The sequence below is a fragment of the Nevskia sp. genome (genome assembly GCF_051860985.1).
Lineage (GTDB): Bacteria > Pseudomonadota > Gammaproteobacteria > Nevskiales > Nevskiaceae > Nevskia.
This window is the reverse complement of sequence record NZ_JBIMKV010000001.1, coordinates 60,241-74,977: the sequence shown is the minus strand read 5'-3', so window position 1 is coordinate 74,977 and position 14,737 is coordinate 60,241. Positions and strand designations below refer to the sequence as shown.

General features: G+C 66.5%; 14 protein-coding genes and 2 pseudogenes. 14 read left to right on the top strand and 2 right to left on the bottom strand.

What is annotated here, in order from left to right:
* Positions 1-13 precede the first annotated feature (13 nt).
* The 8 genes and pseudogenes from bchY to ACTIGJ_RS00310 all read left to right on the top strand — a co-directional run bounded on the left by bchY (position 14) and on the right by ACTIGJ_RS00310 (position 7,059).
* Positions 14-1,537: a chlorophyllide a reductase subunit Y gene (gene bchY / locus ACTIGJ_RS00345; RefSeq protein ID WP_439638285.1), complete on the top strand. Its 1,524-nt coding sequence runs from the start codon at positions 14-16 to the stop codon at positions 1,535-1,537.
* Complete coding sequence (gene bchZ / locus ACTIGJ_RS00340) at positions 1,537-3,012, top strand: chlorophyllide a reductase subunit Z (RefSeq protein ID WP_439638284.1); 1,476 nt, start codon at positions 1,537-1,539, stop codon at positions 3,010-3,012. Before bchY ends, bchZ begins: the two co-directional genes overlap by 1 nt.
* Before the next feature lie 140 nt (positions 3,013-3,152).
* Positions 3,153-3,296, top strand: a pseudogene (pufB, locus tag ACTIGJ_RS00335) (light-harvesting antenna LH1, beta subunit); the annotation flags it as partial.
* A gap of 91 nt (positions 3,297-3,387) precedes the next feature.
* Complete coding sequence (pufA, locus tag ACTIGJ_RS00330) at positions 3,388-3,591, top strand: light-harvesting antenna LH1, alpha subunit (RefSeq protein ID WP_439638283.1); 204 nt, start codon at positions 3,388-3,390, stop codon at positions 3,589-3,591.
* A 111-nt stretch (positions 3,592-3,702) separates the two neighbouring features.
* On the top strand, positions 3,703-4,527 hold the full coding sequence (pufL, locus tag ACTIGJ_RS00325; protein WP_439638282.1) for a photosynthetic reaction center subunit L: 825 nt from the start codon (positions 3,703-3,705) through the stop codon (positions 4,525-4,527).
* A 10-nt stretch (positions 4,528-4,537) separates the two neighbouring features.
* Positions 4,538-5,524, top strand: coding sequence for a photosynthetic reaction center subunit M (pufM, locus tag ACTIGJ_RS00320; protein ID WP_439638281.1), 987 nt, complete (start codon positions 4,538-4,540; stop codon positions 5,522-5,524).
* On the top strand, positions 5,521-6,666 hold the full coding sequence (gene pufC, locus ACTIGJ_RS00315) for a photosynthetic reaction center cytochrome PufC (protein ID WP_439638280.1): 1,146 nt from the start codon (positions 5,521-5,523) through the stop codon (positions 6,664-6,666). The genes pufM and pufC overlap by 4 nt, the downstream gene beginning before the upstream one ends.
* Before the next feature lie 195 nt (positions 6,667-6,861).
* Positions 6,862-7,059, top strand: a complete 198-nt coding sequence (locus tag ACTIGJ_RS00310) for a hypothetical protein (RefSeq protein ID WP_439638279.1) — start codon at positions 6,862-6,864, stop codon at positions 7,057-7,059.
* A gap of 56 nt (positions 7,060-7,115) precedes the next feature.
* On the opposite strand, the gene ACTIGJ_RS00305 is transcribed toward ACTIGJ_RS00310, so the two are convergent.
* Entirely contained in the window at positions 7,116-7,844 is a 729-nt protein-coding gene (locus ACTIGJ_RS00305; protein ID WP_439638278.1) for a TetR family transcriptional regulator, read from the bottom strand.
* Positions 7,845-8,005: 161 nt separating this feature from the next.
* Between ACTIGJ_RS00305 and ACTIGJ_RS00300 the strand changes: the two genes are divergently transcribed.
* From ACTIGJ_RS00300 to ACTIGJ_RS00275, 6 genes and pseudogenes are all read left to right on the top strand, one after another.
* Positions 8,006-8,902, top strand: a complete 897-nt coding sequence (locus ACTIGJ_RS00300) for a metal-dependent hydrolase (protein ID WP_439638277.1) — start codon at positions 8,006-8,008, stop codon at positions 8,900-8,902.
* Positions 8,903-9,021: 119 nt separating this feature from the next.
* Positions 9,022-9,849: an SDR family NAD(P)-dependent oxidoreductase gene (locus ACTIGJ_RS00295; RefSeq protein ID WP_439638276.1), complete on the top strand. Its 828-nt coding sequence runs from the start codon at positions 9,022-9,024 to the stop codon at positions 9,847-9,849.
* Between the two features lie 51 nt (positions 9,850-9,900).
* Positions 9,901-10,209: pseudogene (locus tag ACTIGJ_RS00290) on the top strand (ferritin-like domain-containing protein); the annotation flags it as partial.
* 167 nt (positions 10,210-10,376) lie between these two features.
* Complete coding sequence (locus tag ACTIGJ_RS00285; RefSeq protein WP_439638275.1) at positions 10,377-11,570, top strand: O-succinylhomoserine sulfhydrylase; 1,194 nt, start codon at positions 10,377-10,379, stop codon at positions 11,568-11,570.
* 17 nt (positions 11,571-11,587) lie between these two features.
* Positions 11,588-12,214 (top strand): CoA pyrophosphatase, encoded by a 627-nt coding sequence (locus ACTIGJ_RS00280; RefSeq protein WP_439638274.1) that lies wholly within the window; start codon positions 11,588-11,590, stop codon positions 12,212-12,214.
* Entirely contained in the window at positions 12,211-13,116 is a 906-nt protein-coding gene (locus ACTIGJ_RS00275) for a GNAT family N-acetyltransferase (RefSeq protein ID WP_439638273.1), read from the top strand. The genes ACTIGJ_RS00280 and ACTIGJ_RS00275 overlap by 4 nt, the downstream gene beginning before the upstream one ends.
* Here ACTIGJ_RS00275 and ACTIGJ_RS00270 read toward each other — a convergent pair.
* On the bottom strand, positions 13,110-14,654 hold the full coding sequence (locus ACTIGJ_RS00270; protein WP_439638272.1) for a ShlB/FhaC/HecB family hemolysin secretion/activation protein: 1,545 nt from the start codon (positions 14,652-14,654) through the stop codon (positions 13,110-13,112). The two genes, ACTIGJ_RS00275 and ACTIGJ_RS00270, sit on opposite strands and share 7 nt — an antisense overlap.
* Between the last annotated feature and the right edge of the window lie 83 nt (positions 14,655-14,737).

The window sequence follows — 14,737 nt, the reverse complement described above, 5'->3', positions numbered from 1 at the left end:
GACGCCGCGCGCCATGGCCGACGATGCTCCGATGCTGGACAACCCGCAGGCGCTGGGCAGCGACGGCCTTGGCTGTCATTCCGGCAAGGCGCAGTTGGCCGAGGCCGCTAAGGCGGCCGGCAAGACCGTGACCCTGGAGCAGTACGCGAAGGATTATCCGAAAGGCCCGCACGACCAGCCGCAGTCGATGTGTCCAGCCTTCGGTTCCTTGCGCGTCGGCCTGCGCATGCGCCGCACGGCGACGGTGCTGTCCGGCTCCGCCTGCTGCGTCTACGGCCTGACCTTCACCAGCCACTTCTACGGCGCGCGGCGCACGGTCGGTTATGTGCCGTTCAACTCGGAAACCCTGGTCACCGGCAAGCTGTTCGAGGACATCCGCGAAGCGGTCTTCAAGCTCGCCGATCCGTCGCTGTACGACGCCGTGGTGATCATCAATCTCTGCGTTCCGACGGCCAGTGGCGTGCCGCTGCAGATCCTGCCGAAGGAGATCAACGGCGTTCGCGTGATCGGCATCGACGTGCCGGGCTTCGGCGTGCCGACCCATGCCGAAGCCAAGGACGTTCTGGCGGCGGCCATGCTGAAGTACGCCCGCAGCGAAGCCGAAGCCGGCCCGGTCGCGGCGCCGCGCGGCGGCGTCAGCGCCAAGCCAACGATCACCCTGCTGGGCGAGATGTTTCCGGCCGATCCGGTGATCATCGGCATGATGCTTGAGCCGATGGGCCTGGCCGCCGGCCCCGTGGTGCCGACCCGCGAATGGCGCGAACTCTATTCGGCGCTGGACGGCGCGGCGGTCGCCGCGATCCACCCGTTCTATACCGCCAGCGTCCGCGAGTTCCACGCGGCGGGTCGTAAGGTTGTGGCCTCGGCCCCGGTCGGCCATGACGGCACCGATGCCTGGCTGCAGGCGATCGGACAGGCGACCAATGTCAGTCAGACCCAGATCGATGCCGCCAGGAATCGCTTCCTGCCGATCATCAAGTGCGCGCTGGCTGCCGCGCCGATCAAGGGCCGGATCACGATGTCCGGCTACGAAGGCTCGGAACTGCTGGTGGCGCGGCTGCTGGTCGAGAGCGGTGCCGATCTCCGCTACGTCGGCACTGCCTGCCCGCAGACACCGTGGAGCGATCCCGATCGCGAATGGCTACAGGCCAAGGGCGTGCATGTGCAGTACCGCGCCTCGCTGGAGCAGGACCTCGCTGCGTTCGACGAATTCCAGCCCGATGTCGCCATTGGCACGACACCGGTCGTGCAGTACGCCAAGGAGCGCAGGACGCCGGGGCTGTACTTCACCAATCTGATTTCGGCACGGCCGCTGATGGGGCCGGCGGGGGCTGGCTCGCTGGCGACAGTGATCAACGCAGCACTTGGCAATCGCGATCGCTTCCTGGCAATGGACGCCTTCTTCGACGGTGTCGGCCACGGCGACAAGGCCGGTGTCTGGCAGGACGAACCGAAGCTGCGTCCGGAGTTCCGCGCCAGCTATGCCAAGAAGATGGAAAAGGCCCGCAAGGCATCCAAGGTCGAGGAGCCGATCTGATGCTCGTCCTCGATCACGATCGTGCCGGTGGCTACTGGGGCGCCGTGTACGTTTTCACGGCGATCAAGGGCCTGCAGGTCGTCATCGACGGACCCGTCGGCTGCGAGAACCTGCCGGTGACTTCGGTGCTGCATTACACCGATGCGCTGCCGCCGCACGAGCTGCCGATCGTCGTCACCGGCCTAGCCGAAGAACAGCTCGGCCGCGAGGGCACCGAAGGCTCGATGAAGCGGGCGCATGCCGCGCTGGATCCTGACATGCCTGCGGTGGTCGTCACAGGCTCGATCGCCGAGATGATCGGTGGTGGCGTGACGCCGGAAGGCACCGGCCTGCTGCGCTTTCTGCCGCGCACCATCGATGAAGACCAGTGGCAGTGCGCCAACCGGTCGATGAACTGGCTGTGGACGCAGTACGGGCTGAAGAAGGTTCCTGAGCGCAAAGCGCGCAAGGAAGGCCCAAACGGACCGGAAAAGCCGAGGGTCAACATCATCGGGCCCTGCTACGGCACCTTCAACATGCCGAGCGACCTGGCCGAGATCCGGCGGCTGGTCGAAGGCATCGGTGCCGAGGTCAATCTGGCGTTTCCGCTCGGCAGCCATCTGGCTGATGTGCCGAAGCTGATCAACGCCGACGTCAACATCTGCATGTACCGCGAGTTCGGCCGCCTGCTCTGTGAAACGCTGGAGCGGCCGTACCTGCAGGCGCCGATCGGGCTCCATTCGACGACCAAGTTCCTGCGCAAGCTCGGCGAGCTGCTGGGGCTTGATCCGGAGCCGTTCATCGAGCGCGAGAAGCACACCACGATCAAGCCGATCTGGGATCTGTGGCGCTCGGTGACGCAGGATTTCTACGGCACGGCAAGCTTCGGCATCGTTGCCAATGACACCTACGCCCGTGGCGTGCGCCATTTCCTCGAAGACGAGATGGGCATGCCGTGCAACTTCGCGATCTCGCGCATTGCCGGTGCGAAGACCGACAACGAAGCGGTGCGCCAGCTGATCAAGGACAAGCCGCCGCTGGTGCTCTACGGCAGCTACAACGAACGCATGTATCTGGCTGAGTCTGGCGGCGGCGGCATGATGAAGGCCACCTACATTCCGGCCTCGTTTCCGGGCGCGATCATCCGCCGCCATACCGGCACGCCGTTCATGGGCTATGCCGGGGCGACCTACCTGATCCAGGAATTCTGCAACGCGCTTTTCGACGCGCTGTTCCACATCCTGCCGCTCGGCACCGACATGGACCGCGTGGAGGCCACGCCGTCGCGGCTGGTCACCGAGTTGCCCTGGCTGGACGACGCCAAGGCTGCACTCGACCAATGGCTGGAACTGCAACCGGTGCTGGTACGGATCAGCGCCGCCAAGCGCCTGCGCGACCGCGCCGAAGCCGATGCCCGGCGTGCCGGTGAAGACGCGGTGAGCGCGGTACGGCTGGCGGCATCCAGGAAAGCTCTGACCGAAGGCGCGTCGGCATGAACGCGGCTTCGCCCCCCGATATCGCGGCAGCCGCCAATGGCCACCGCATGCATCAGCGAAGTGGAGCAATCCGCCTCGGAGATCCCTGCCGCGCGGGTAGCGCGGTAACGGCCGTCAAGGCCTGAGTGGAGGTTCTGGAAATGGCTGAAGAAAGAAGCGGTTCCTTGTCCGGACTCTCGGAGAAGGAAGCGAAGGAGTTTCACGGGGTGTTCATCACCAGCTTCATCCTGTTCACGGCGATTGCGGTGGTTGCGCATTTCCTCGTGTGGAGCTGGAAGCCCTGGGGCTGATTCGCCGCATGGTGGGAATCGTTGATCGGGCGCATGGCCCGGACATCGAATCATCGTTGTTCAAATCGTCATAGGAGGCTTAACCATGTGGAGAATCTGGCTGCTTTTCGACCCGCGTCGCATTCTGGTCGCGCTGGGTACGTTCCTGTTCGTCCTGGCAATCCTGATTCACTTCATCCTGCTCGGCACGCCGCGCTACAACTGGCTCGGTGGCGCTTCGGCGGCGCCGGCCACGACGTCGCAGCTGTCGCCGATGCCGGCTGCAACGGGGTCCGCAGGACAGTCGTAACGGCAATGCCTGCAACCGGTGGCGGATGAGACTGGATGCGTCCAGCTGATTCCGCCGCCGGAAGCAGTGCTTCAAAAACCCATCTAGCCGACAGACCAGGGGGTCTTCGTCATGGCGATGCTCAGCTTTGAAAGAAAATATCGAGTCCGCGGAGGCACCCTGCTGGGGGGTGATCTGTTCGACTTCTGGGTGGGGCCGTTCTACGTCGGCTTCTTTGGTGTCACCACGGCATTTTTTGCAGCACTTGGTACTGCACTGATCATCTACGGCGCCTCGCTGGGGCCGACGTGGAATATCTGGCAGATCAATATCGCGCCGCCGGATCTGTCCTACGGGCTCGGCATCGCGCCGCTGGCGCAAGGTGGCTTGTGGCAGATCATCACGGTCTGCGCGCTCGGCGCCTTCGTGTCCTGGGCGCTACGGGAAGTGGAAATCTGCCGGAAGCTCGGCATGGGCTACCACGTTCCCTTTGCGTTCAGCTTCGCAATTCTTGCGTATTTCACGCTGGTGGTGGTGCGGCCGGTGCTGCTGGGTGCCTGGGGGCACGGCTTTCCGTACGGCATCTTGAGTCATCTCGACTGGGTGTCGAACACCGGCTACCAGTACCTGCATTTCCACTACAACCCGGCGCACATGCTGGCGATCACGTTCTTTTTCGCCACCACCCTGGCGCTGTCGCTGCACGGCTCGCTGATCCTGTCAGCCACCAATCCACGCAAGGGTGAGCCGGTCAAGACCGCCGAGCATGAAAACACGCTGTTCCGCGACATCATCGGCTATTCGATCGGCGCGCTCGGCATCCATCGGCTCGGCCTGTTCCTGGCGTTGAGCGCGGTGTTCTGGAGCGCAGTCTGCATCGTCATCAGCGGCCCGTTCTGGACCCATGGTTGGCCGGAATGGTGGAGCTGGTGGCTCAATCTTCCGATCTGGGGCTAAGGGGGCAGTCATGGCTGAATACCAAAACATCTTCACCCGCGTACAGGTGACAGCACCCCCTTATCCGGGTGTGCCGTTGCCGGACGACGGCTCCATTGGCGGCCGCGAAGGCAAGGGCTTCCTGCAGCATCTGATCGGCAAGTTCGGCGATGCGCAGATCGGTCCGATCTATCTCGGCTGGACCGGGCTGACCTCGCTGCTGTTCGGCTTCATCGCTTTCGAGATCATCGGCCTGAACATGCTGGCCTCGGTCGGCTGGAACTGGATCGAGTTCGTCCGCCAGCTGCCTTGGCTGGCACTGGAGCCGCCGCCGCCGTCGTACGGCCTGAGCTTTCCGCCGCTGAACCAGGGCGGCTGGTGGCTGATCGCCGGCTTCTTCCTGACGGCCTCGGTGCTGCTCTGGTGGCTGCGCACCTACCAGCGCGCGAAAGCACACGGCATGGGGCCGCACATCGCCTGGGCCTTCGGTGCGGCGATCTGGCTGTATCTGGTGCTCGGCTTCTTCCGGCCGATCCTGATGGGCAGCTGGGGTGAAGCGGTGCCGTTCGGCATCTTCCCGCATCTGGACTGGACGGCCGCGTTCTCAATTCGCTACGGCAACCTGTTCTACAACCCGTTCCACATGCTGTCGATCGCCTTCCTGTACGGCGCGACGCTGCTGTTCGCCATGCACGCAGCCACCATCCTCGCGGTATCCCGCTACGGCGGCGAACGCGAACTGGAGCAGATCGTCGATCGCGGTACGGCGTCCGAGCGTGCCGCGCTGTTCTGGCGCTGGACGATGGGCTTCAACGCCACGATGGAATCGGTGCATCGCTGGGCCTGGTGGTTCGCGATCCTGTGCCCGATCACCGGCGGCATCGGCATCCTGCTGACCGGCACGGTGGTCGACAACTGGTACCTGTGGGGCATCAAGCACCACATCGTCGCCGCCTATCCGCAGGTCTGGGCTGCGCCGACCGTCGATCCCGCCACGCTGCCCGGAGGCACGCCATGAGCACGATTGCAGGCCGATTGAAATTGCTGGCGGCGCTGACCCTGGCGGGTGTTGCGGTTGCAGGCTGCGAACGGCCACCGGTCGATGAAGTGCAGCGCGGCTACCGCGGCACGGCGATGGTGCAGGTCTACAACCCGCGTGTCGTCGCCAAGCAGGCGGCCCTGAACGCCGTTCCGGAGCCACTGGCGGCGGCGCCGGAAGGCGGTCCGGCAGCCGGAACGATCTACCAGAACGTCAAGGTGCTGGGCGGGCTGTCGATCGCCGAGTTCACCCGCACGATGACCGCGATGACTGCCTGGGTGGTGCCGAAGGATGCCGCGCCTGCAGAAGCGGGCTGTAACTACTGTCACGTCGGCGGCAACTTTGCCGATGACGGCAAGTACACCAAGGTCGTCGCCCGCAAGATGTTGCAGATGACGCAGAAGATCAACGCCGAATGGAAGCCGCACGTTCAGGGTACCGGCGTCACCTGCTACACCTGCCATCGCGGCAAGGCGGTGCCGGAGTACGTCTGGTTCCAGGATGTCGACAACACCGCCGCCGCTGGCCTCGGCAATCGGGCAGGGCAGAACCGTTCGACCCCGGCGATCAACGGTGCTTCGCTGCCATCGGACCCGTTCACGCCGTTCCTGCTCGGTGCCGAGCCGATCCGCTTCACCGGCGCCACGGCCCTGCCGACCGGCAACCGGAAGTCGATCAAGCAGGCCGAATGGACGTTCGCGCTGATGACCCACATGTCGCAGGGCCTGGGGGTTAACTGCACGTACTGTCACAACAGCCGGGCGTTCAACGACTGGTCCCAGAGTCCGCCGCAGCGTGCAGTGGCCTGGCACGGCATCCGGATGGCGCGTGCGCTGAACAACGAGTTCATGGTGCCGTTGACCGAGGTCTTCCCGGCGCATCGCAAGGGGCCGCTCGGCGACGTCGCCAAGCTGAACTGCGCGACCTGCCATCAGGGGGCCTACAAGCCGCTGTACGGCGCCAGCATGTTGAAGGACTACGTGACGGCGCTGGCCGCTCCGGTTCCGCCGCCGGCAGCGCCGGCGGAAGCACCGCCGGCCGAAGGCGAGACGCCGGCAGCACCTGCCGCACCGGCTGAAACCAGTTCCACAAGCGAGCCGGCCAGCGACGTGCCGGGCTGAGGCTCCGCAGCAACAGCCTGGCGGGTAGCACTGCTTTCCGGGCTGACCTGACCCCCGGTTCCTCGTGGACCGGGGGTTCTTTTTTGGCGCTCGCTGGTGTCGTTGCTGTCACGAAACTGTCATCCGACCACCGGTGGCTGACCATCGTCGGCCGACTGTTTAGGCTGCGCTGGGCTCGTCGCGCAGGTGCGGGATATGAACAGGAAGGTCGATACGCAACTGATCGGATTGCGTTGCGAGCATTGCGGCACCCTCAAGGCCGCCTTGCTGGGTTGGCTCAAGGAACACGATGAAATGGCCTGCGATTGCGGCCAGCCGATCGTGGTGCGGCCGAATGATCTGGTCGATGCCGTCAAGCGCGCTGACGCCGTGGAGCGGCGGGCCCTGTCCTGACCTCGCACCTGGCTGCCCTCCTTGGCAGCAGAAGCTGCCGCGGGCCAGGCAGAGACTCAGATCGTCGGAAACTTGAGCTTCGCCTGTGACAGCAGATCCGGCGCCCGAGCCGCGATTGCCCCCCAGAACAGCAGCAGGATGAAGCGTTCGGCTTCGCGTTTGATTTCCGCATGGCGCGACGGCTGTTCGAGATAGTCCATCGAGAAGAACACCATCTGGCGCACGATCACCCGCGCGACGGCCAGCAGTTCTTCGTGTGACACCGCTGGCAGCATCAGCACGCCGAGCAGGTCTTCGGTCATGTCGACGGCGATGCCGTCGAGCAGCCCCTGCATCGCGCGGCGCATCACCGCACTGGTCCCGTGCAGTTCGCGGATGCCGACCGTGTAGGCCTCGCGATGGTCCATGACGAAGTCGAGTACCAGGCCGACCGATTCGCGGGCCAGCGCCTGTGCCTGGGCCAGGCCTTCCGCCGGATTCGAGAAGTCCGACAGCTTGAAACCCTTCTTGGCCGGTCGCATCCGTGCCTCGCGCAGACCGGCGCGCAGTTCGCTGCCCAGCTCGTCGAGCATCGCCACGCCCAGATCGTCGAAATCCTTGAAATGGCGATAGAAAGTGTTCGGGTTCAGGCCGGCGTGGCGGGCCACTTCCCGCAGACCTAGGGACGCCAGGCTGCGGGTGGTCGCAGCCAGTTCCAGCGCCGCTTCCATCAGCTTCTGGCGACCGCTCGTCGACCGCTCGATGGGCTTGTCCTTGCCGCCGCGATCGTCTGAATTCTTCGCCATATCCGTAAGTTGCGTTCGTGCCATCAAATAATGTCACAGACGCTGTTGACGTCTTTGTCTACAGTCGTCTACTGTTCATGTAGACGATTGTATACCCGATGAAGGCCTGCCTTTTCGGGAATCCAGACCTGAAGGGACTCGTCACCCCGAGGAGAAAGAAGATGAGCAGCCAGTCGACCCAGAAGCCTGCCCGCAACGCCAAGTCGAAGTCCGTGATGCCGGTTCGCCGCGACGCGCAGTTTCCGCTGCCCGCCGACCGCGTGCACGACTGGATGGGCGATGGCGGCGTGCAGTTCACCCACCTGATGAACACCATGTCGCTGGTGATTCCGGTCGGCGAGCGCTTCTTCATCGATGCCGTCCGTCACTACCGCGACCAGATCACCGATCCGGAGCTTAAGAAGGCGGCCACTGCGTTCATCGGCCAGGAAGCGATGCACGGCCGCGAACACGACGAATACAACGCACGCGTCATCGAGCGACTGCCGTCGGCCGCCGTGTTCGAGAAGCGGGTCAAGGCGTTGCTCGATGCGTTCCAGAACTACACGCCGCCGGCGATGCGCCTGTCGGGCACCATCGCGCTGGAACACCTGACCGCGATCATGGCCGATGGCCTGCTGCAGGACCCGAGAGTCAGCGCCAAGGCCGAGGCGGGTTACAGCGCGCTGTGGCGCTGGCATGCGCTGGAAGAAACCGAGCACAAGGGCGTGGCCTATGACGTCTGGGAAGCCACGCAGGGCAAGGGCGTGCAGGCCTATGTGGTGCGCGCCTTCGGTCTGGTGCTGGCGACGACCGTCTTCTGGGCGATGGTGACGCCGCACTTCCTGAACTTCGTCCGTCAGGAAGGCAAGCTCACCGAACGCAAGGGCTGGCAATCCTTCTACCGCATGGCCTTCGGCGAAGTCGGCTTCCTGCGCAAGATGGTCCGCCCGTGGTTCGACTACTTCCGTCCGGGCTTCCATCCCTGGGACGACGACAACAGCCACTTCCTGGCTGAAGTCGATCGCTTCACCGAAGCCTTCCGCACGCCGCGCGCGGCCTATCCGAAGGCGGCGTAAACGCCCCGGCGCGGACGCATCGTCGATGCGCCGCGCCTTTCCATCCCAACGCCAGTGACGGGCTGCTGCTCCGCAGCCTGGCGGCCCCTTGCGTCTTCAAGCACCCACCGGAATCCCTCATGGCCAGAAGCAAGCTCACCCGCGATGCCGCCGCCGTCGTCACCGGTGCCGGCAGCGGCATCGGCCGCGCCTTCGCGCTGGAGCTGGCGCGTCGCGGCGGCCGCGTGGTCTGCGCCGACATCAACCTCGCGGCTGCCAGGGAAACCGTGAAGCTGATCGAGGAACTCGGATCAGCCGGCACGGCGCTGCGCTGCGATGTCTCGAAGATCGAGGACGTCGAAGCGCTGGCTGCCAAGGCCGAGACCTGGCTCAAGGGGCCGCCGACCGTGGTCATCAACAACGCTGGCGTCGGTGCCGGCGGCAAGCCGGTCGGTGCGACCTCGATGGACGACTGGAACTGGGTGCTCGGCGTGAACCTGTGGGGTGTGATCCACGGCTGCCACGTGTTTGCGCCGACGCTTCGTGCGGCCGGACGCGGCGGCATCATCAATGTCGGCTCCACGGCCAGTTTTGCCGCTGCACCGATGATGGGCCCGTACAACGTGTCGAAGGCCGCCGTGCTGGCGCTCAGCGAAACCATGGCCGCCGAGATGCAGGGCAGCGGCGTGCACATCACGGCGCTGTGCCCGACTTTCGTAAAAACCAACATCGTCAAGGACGGCCGCATCGACGCCGGTACCTCCGGCTTCGCCGAAACGGTCATGAAGTGGACCGGCATCGAGGCCGACGATGTCGCCAAGCAGACGCTCGACGCGCTTGATCGCAACCAGCTCTACGTGCTGCCGCAGCTGGAAGCACGGGCCATCTGGCGCATGAAGCGCTTGGCGCCGTCGCTCTACGCCCGCGGTGCCGGCGTGCTCAATCGCTTGATGACCGCCAAGGCCTGATCCCTGAATTCCGCCTGACCACATTCAATCCAAAAGCTGGAGGAGGCTCCGATGCAACTCGATACCGCGAAGATGCTGGCCAAGATCAAGAACACTCAATGGGCGCTGGCCGACATCGACTGGGATGCGCCAGGTGCGGAGCTGGTCACCGGTGATCCGGAGCTGTACGCCAAGCTCAAGGTGTTCATGGCCGACCTGATGTGGATCGAGCATGTCGGCGCGCGCGCCTTCGCGGCGATGGCCAAGAAGGCACCGGACGACACGCTCGCCGAGATCTACCGCTACTTCCACGCCGAGGAGCAGCGTCACGCCAATGTCGAGATGGCCCTGATGAAGCGCTGGGGCATGCTCGAAGGTGATGCGGACAACCCGATCCTGCCGGGGGTGATCTGGACGGGCAACGGCCGATTATCCAGGAAACCGACGCTGCGCCGCTGTGCGGGCGACCGCCAGCCCGGCGGGATTTCGGCGCTAAACTTCTGCGCCGGCCAGCCTGCCGGTCCCTTCTGCATCCTTCGCCCACCGGCATGAACGATTTTTCCCACTGGGGCGTGTCGACGCTCGGCGTGCGTGCGGCCGAGCCGCGCACCGACGAGCGCGAACACTCCGCCGCTGTCCACCTGACCTCGTCCTTCGTCTATCGCACGGCCGCCGAAGCGGCGGCGGTGTTCGCCGGCGAGCAGCCCGGCAACATCTATTCACGCTTCACCAATCCGACCGTGCAGGCATTCGAGCGCCGGCTGGCGGCGATGGAAGGCGGCGACTGCTGCGTGGCCACGGCCAGCGGCATGTCGGCGATCCTGGCGATGTGCATGTCGGTGCTGAAGGCCGGCGACCACATCCTGGCTTCGCGCACGCTGTTCGGCTCGACGATCAACCTGTTCAACAACATCCTCGGCCGCTTCGGCATCGATACCACCTATGTCGATCCGGGCGATCTCAACGCCTGGGGCGCGGCACTGCGGCCGAACACGCGGCTGCTGTTCATCGAGACGCCGAACAATCCGCTGACCGAGATCGCCGACATCCGTGCGCTGGCCGACATCGCCCACGGCGCTGGCGCGCTGCTGGCGGTCGACAACTGCTTCCTGTCGCCGGTCCTGCAGCAGCCGCTGAAGCTGGGCGCTGATCTGGTCGTGCATTCGGCGACCAAGTACCTGGACGGGCAGGGCCGCTGCGTCGGCGGCGCGGTGGTCGGCGATGCCCAGCGGGTCGGCAAGGACCTGTTCGGCTTCATGCGCACGGCCGGGCCGAGCATGAGCCCGTTCAATGCCTGGGTGTTCCTGAAGGGCCTGGAAACGCTGGGCATCCGCATGCGCGCGCACTGCGAGTCGGCGCTGGCGCTGGCCCGCTGGCTGGAAACCCAGCCGGGCATCGCGCGGGTGTTTCATCCGGGGCTGGACAGCCATCCGCAGCACGAGCTGGCCAAGCGTCAGCATCTGAAGCTCGGCGGCGTGACCGGCTTCGGCGGCATCGTGTCGTTCGAGCTCGACGGCGGCCGCGAAGCGGCGTGGCGGGTGATCGATTCGGTGCAGCTGCTGTCGATCACCGCCAACCTCGGCGACACCCGTACGACAATCACTCACCCAGCGACCACCACCCACGGCCGGATCACGCCGGAAGCCCGCCGGCTGGCCGGCATCGGCGAAGGGCTGGTGCGCGTGGCGGTGGGCCTGGAGGACGTCGAGGACCTCAAGGCCGACCTCGCGCGCGGCCTGTAGCGGCGAGGCGGCCGGCGATGCATCACGACGACGCGCTGGCGCGGCTGCGGCTGCGGCTGGCGGACAGCAGCGAGCTGCGGCGGCCGGTCGCCTGCGTCGACCTGCCGCTGAAGCTGGGCCATCTGGTCACCGAATCGGCGGTGTCGCTGCTGAAGCCGGCGGCGGTGCTGGTGCCGATCCTGCGCCGGCCGCACGGCCACACGGTGCTGCTGACCCGGCGCGCCGACCATCTGCGCCAGCACAAGGGCCAGATCAGCTTTCCCGGCGGCCGCCGCGACCAGACCGACAGCAGCTACGCGTTCGCCGCGCTGCGCGAGGCGCAGGAGGAAGTCGGCCTGCCGCCGGAGGCCGTGCAGGTGCTGGGCTATCTCGACGATCACCCGACTCTGACCGGCTACCGGATCACGCCGGTGGTCGGCTATATCGACAGCCCGTTCTCGCCGGTCACCGATCCCGGCGAGGTTGCCGAGGCGTTCGAGCTGCCGCTGGGCCATGTCGCCGATGACGACTGCTTCCAGCGCAAGGTGCTGAGCCGGGGTGGCTTCGACGTGCCGTTCCTCGAAATCCAGTACGCCGGCCACCAGATCTGGGGCGCGACGGCGGCGATCCTCTGGAACCTGCGCGAGCAGTTGCGGGCCGGATGAACCGCGATCCGTTCGCCGAAGCCGCGAGCCTGCAGGCGGACGCCGCCGCCGAAGGCTTCGACTGGGACGATCCGCAGGGCCTGTGGGACAAGCTGGCGGAGGAAATCGGCGAGCTGCGCGAGGCGGCCGATCGCGAGCACCGACAGGAAGAGCTGGGCGATCTGCTGTTCATGATCGCCAACATCGCCCGCCACCTCGATCTCGATCCGCAGCGGGCGCTGGCCGCTGCCAACGACAAGTTCCGGCGCCGCTACGGTCACGTGGCGGCGCATCTCGACGAACTGCCGCCGCGCGGCGATCGGCAGCGGCTGCTGGCCATGGAAGCGCTCTGGCAGGCGGCCAAGGCGATCGAACGGCTGGGTGTGCCAGTGCTGGACAGCGCCCGCCTGCAGCTGCGTCCGCTGAACCACGGCGACGCCGCCTTTATCCTGCGGCTGCTGAACACGCCGGGTTTCCTGAACCAGATTGGCGATCGCGGCGTGCGGTCGCTCGCCGATGCCTGCCGCTATCTCGATGACGGCCCACTGGCCGGCTACCGCCGCGATGGCCATGGCCTGCTGGCGATCGTCGCCCGCGACAGTGGCCAGCCGCTGGGCCTGTGCGGCCTGCTGCAGCGCGCGACGCTGCCGCTGCCGGATCTCGGCTACGCGCTGCTGCCGGAAGCGATGGGGCAGGGCTTCGCCAGCGAAGCCTGCGCCGCCGTGCTCGACGATGCGGTCCGGCGTCTGGGCCTGCGCGAAGTGCTGGCGGTGGTCGCCGCCGGCAACGCGGCATCGCTGCGGCTGCTGGCGCGGCTCGGCTTCGTCGCCGATGGCGACATCACGCTGGACAGCGCTCAGCCCCCGCTGCTGCGGCTGCGGAAGGCGCTGCCGCCGGCTGGCGCCGCGCCGACGGCTCAGTAGCGCAGCAGCAGCCGCGCGCCGAGCTGCTGATCGTCCTCGGCCAGCTGCGACGGGCCGCTGCGTTGCAGCGAGGTTGCGGCATAGGCGTTGATTTCCGCGTACTGGCTCAGGCGCAGCAGCACTTCGATGCCGGCGTCGGCGCGCCGTGCGGTGCCATCCGGCCGGCCGGCCTGGGGGTCGCGGAACGTGCTGGCGCCGTACTCGGCGAACAGCGTCGGCTTTACCGATGCCCACTCCCAGCCGAGCGCCTTGGTGCTCAGCGACAGCCGGCCGGCGTAGCCGTGGTCACCGGCCGCCGTGCCGGGCTCGAAGGCGCGCTGGCCGCCGATGCCGCCGAGCACGAACTGCTCCAGCTGCGGCAGCGTCTTGGTCGCCAGCTGGCCGTTCAGCTCGATCGTCGGCACCAGCCAGCCGCTCGGGCCGTAGGTCGCGCGCAGCGCCGGCCGGATCACGCTGAACTGGCCGCCGGCCGGATCACCGGGGCCGAATGGCGACGAGGTGAAGCCCTGCGTCAGGTTCAGGCCGGTCTGCAGGTCGATGACGTCCAGGCTGCCGATCTGCAGCCGGCTGGCGGTGCCGACATTGACCTCGCCCTTGGTGTAGCGCTGGGTCAGCAGGCGGAAGTCCTCGAAATCCAGCGTCTGCTGACTGCGGGCGATGCGCAGGGTCAGCGTCACCCGCTCGGTGTAGTCGGCATGTAGCACGCTGAGCCAGGATACGCCGGCTTCGCCGATCTCGCCGTCCAGGCTCAGCCGCGTGGTGCTGCCATCGGTCAGCGTGGCGTCGGCCGACGGCGTGAAGTCGATGTAGCGGGCATCCACCGCGAAGACGCCGGCGCGGGTCACCTGGCTGAGCTGGGCATTGGCATCGCGGTACGGACCGCTGCTCTGCTCGTTGCGTAGGCCGGACGGCCGGATGCCGATGTTGCCGCCGACCAGCAGTTCGGTGCCGGCATCGATCGACATGCGGATCTGGGCATCGGCGAGGTAGCGGCCGGAGAAGCGGCTGCCGCTGGTGGTGAAGCCGCCCTGGCCTTCGATCTGCCGGCGGCCCGGCGTTGGCGGGTCGATCACCAGCCGGGCGCCGTCGCGGCCGTCCGGCTGCAGGCGCATCGTGTAGTTGTCGCCGGCCCGTTCGCTCAGCGTATCGGCCAGCACGCGGGCCTGTTCGAGATCGGCGCTGCGCAGTTCGGACTTGCGGGTCAGATGCTCGAACCAGCCTTGCAGCGACGGCGGCACGTCGATGGCGCTGATCCTGCCGCGGTCGATCGCCACATACAGCGTTTCGCCTTCGGCGGCATAGGCGGTGCGCGCTGCCGGGTAGCCGTTGAGCACGCAGGCGGCACCCAGCCCGCGGATGAAATCGGCTGGCGTCTGCGCCGCGCGGGCGACCCGCTCGATGCCGTCGGTGCCGATTTCGCAGCGATCCGCGACGTGGAAGGTCAGCGCGCCGATGCCGACATGGATATTGGCGGCGGGGCGGATCTCCGCCACGGTCACCAGCTGCGGTTCGATCGGCGGAGGCAGGGCAATGGCCACGATTCAGATCCGGACGGAGGCGGGCAGATCCCGCTGCAGGAAAACGAAAAGCCCGGCGCGAGCCGGGCTTTCGACGACAACCA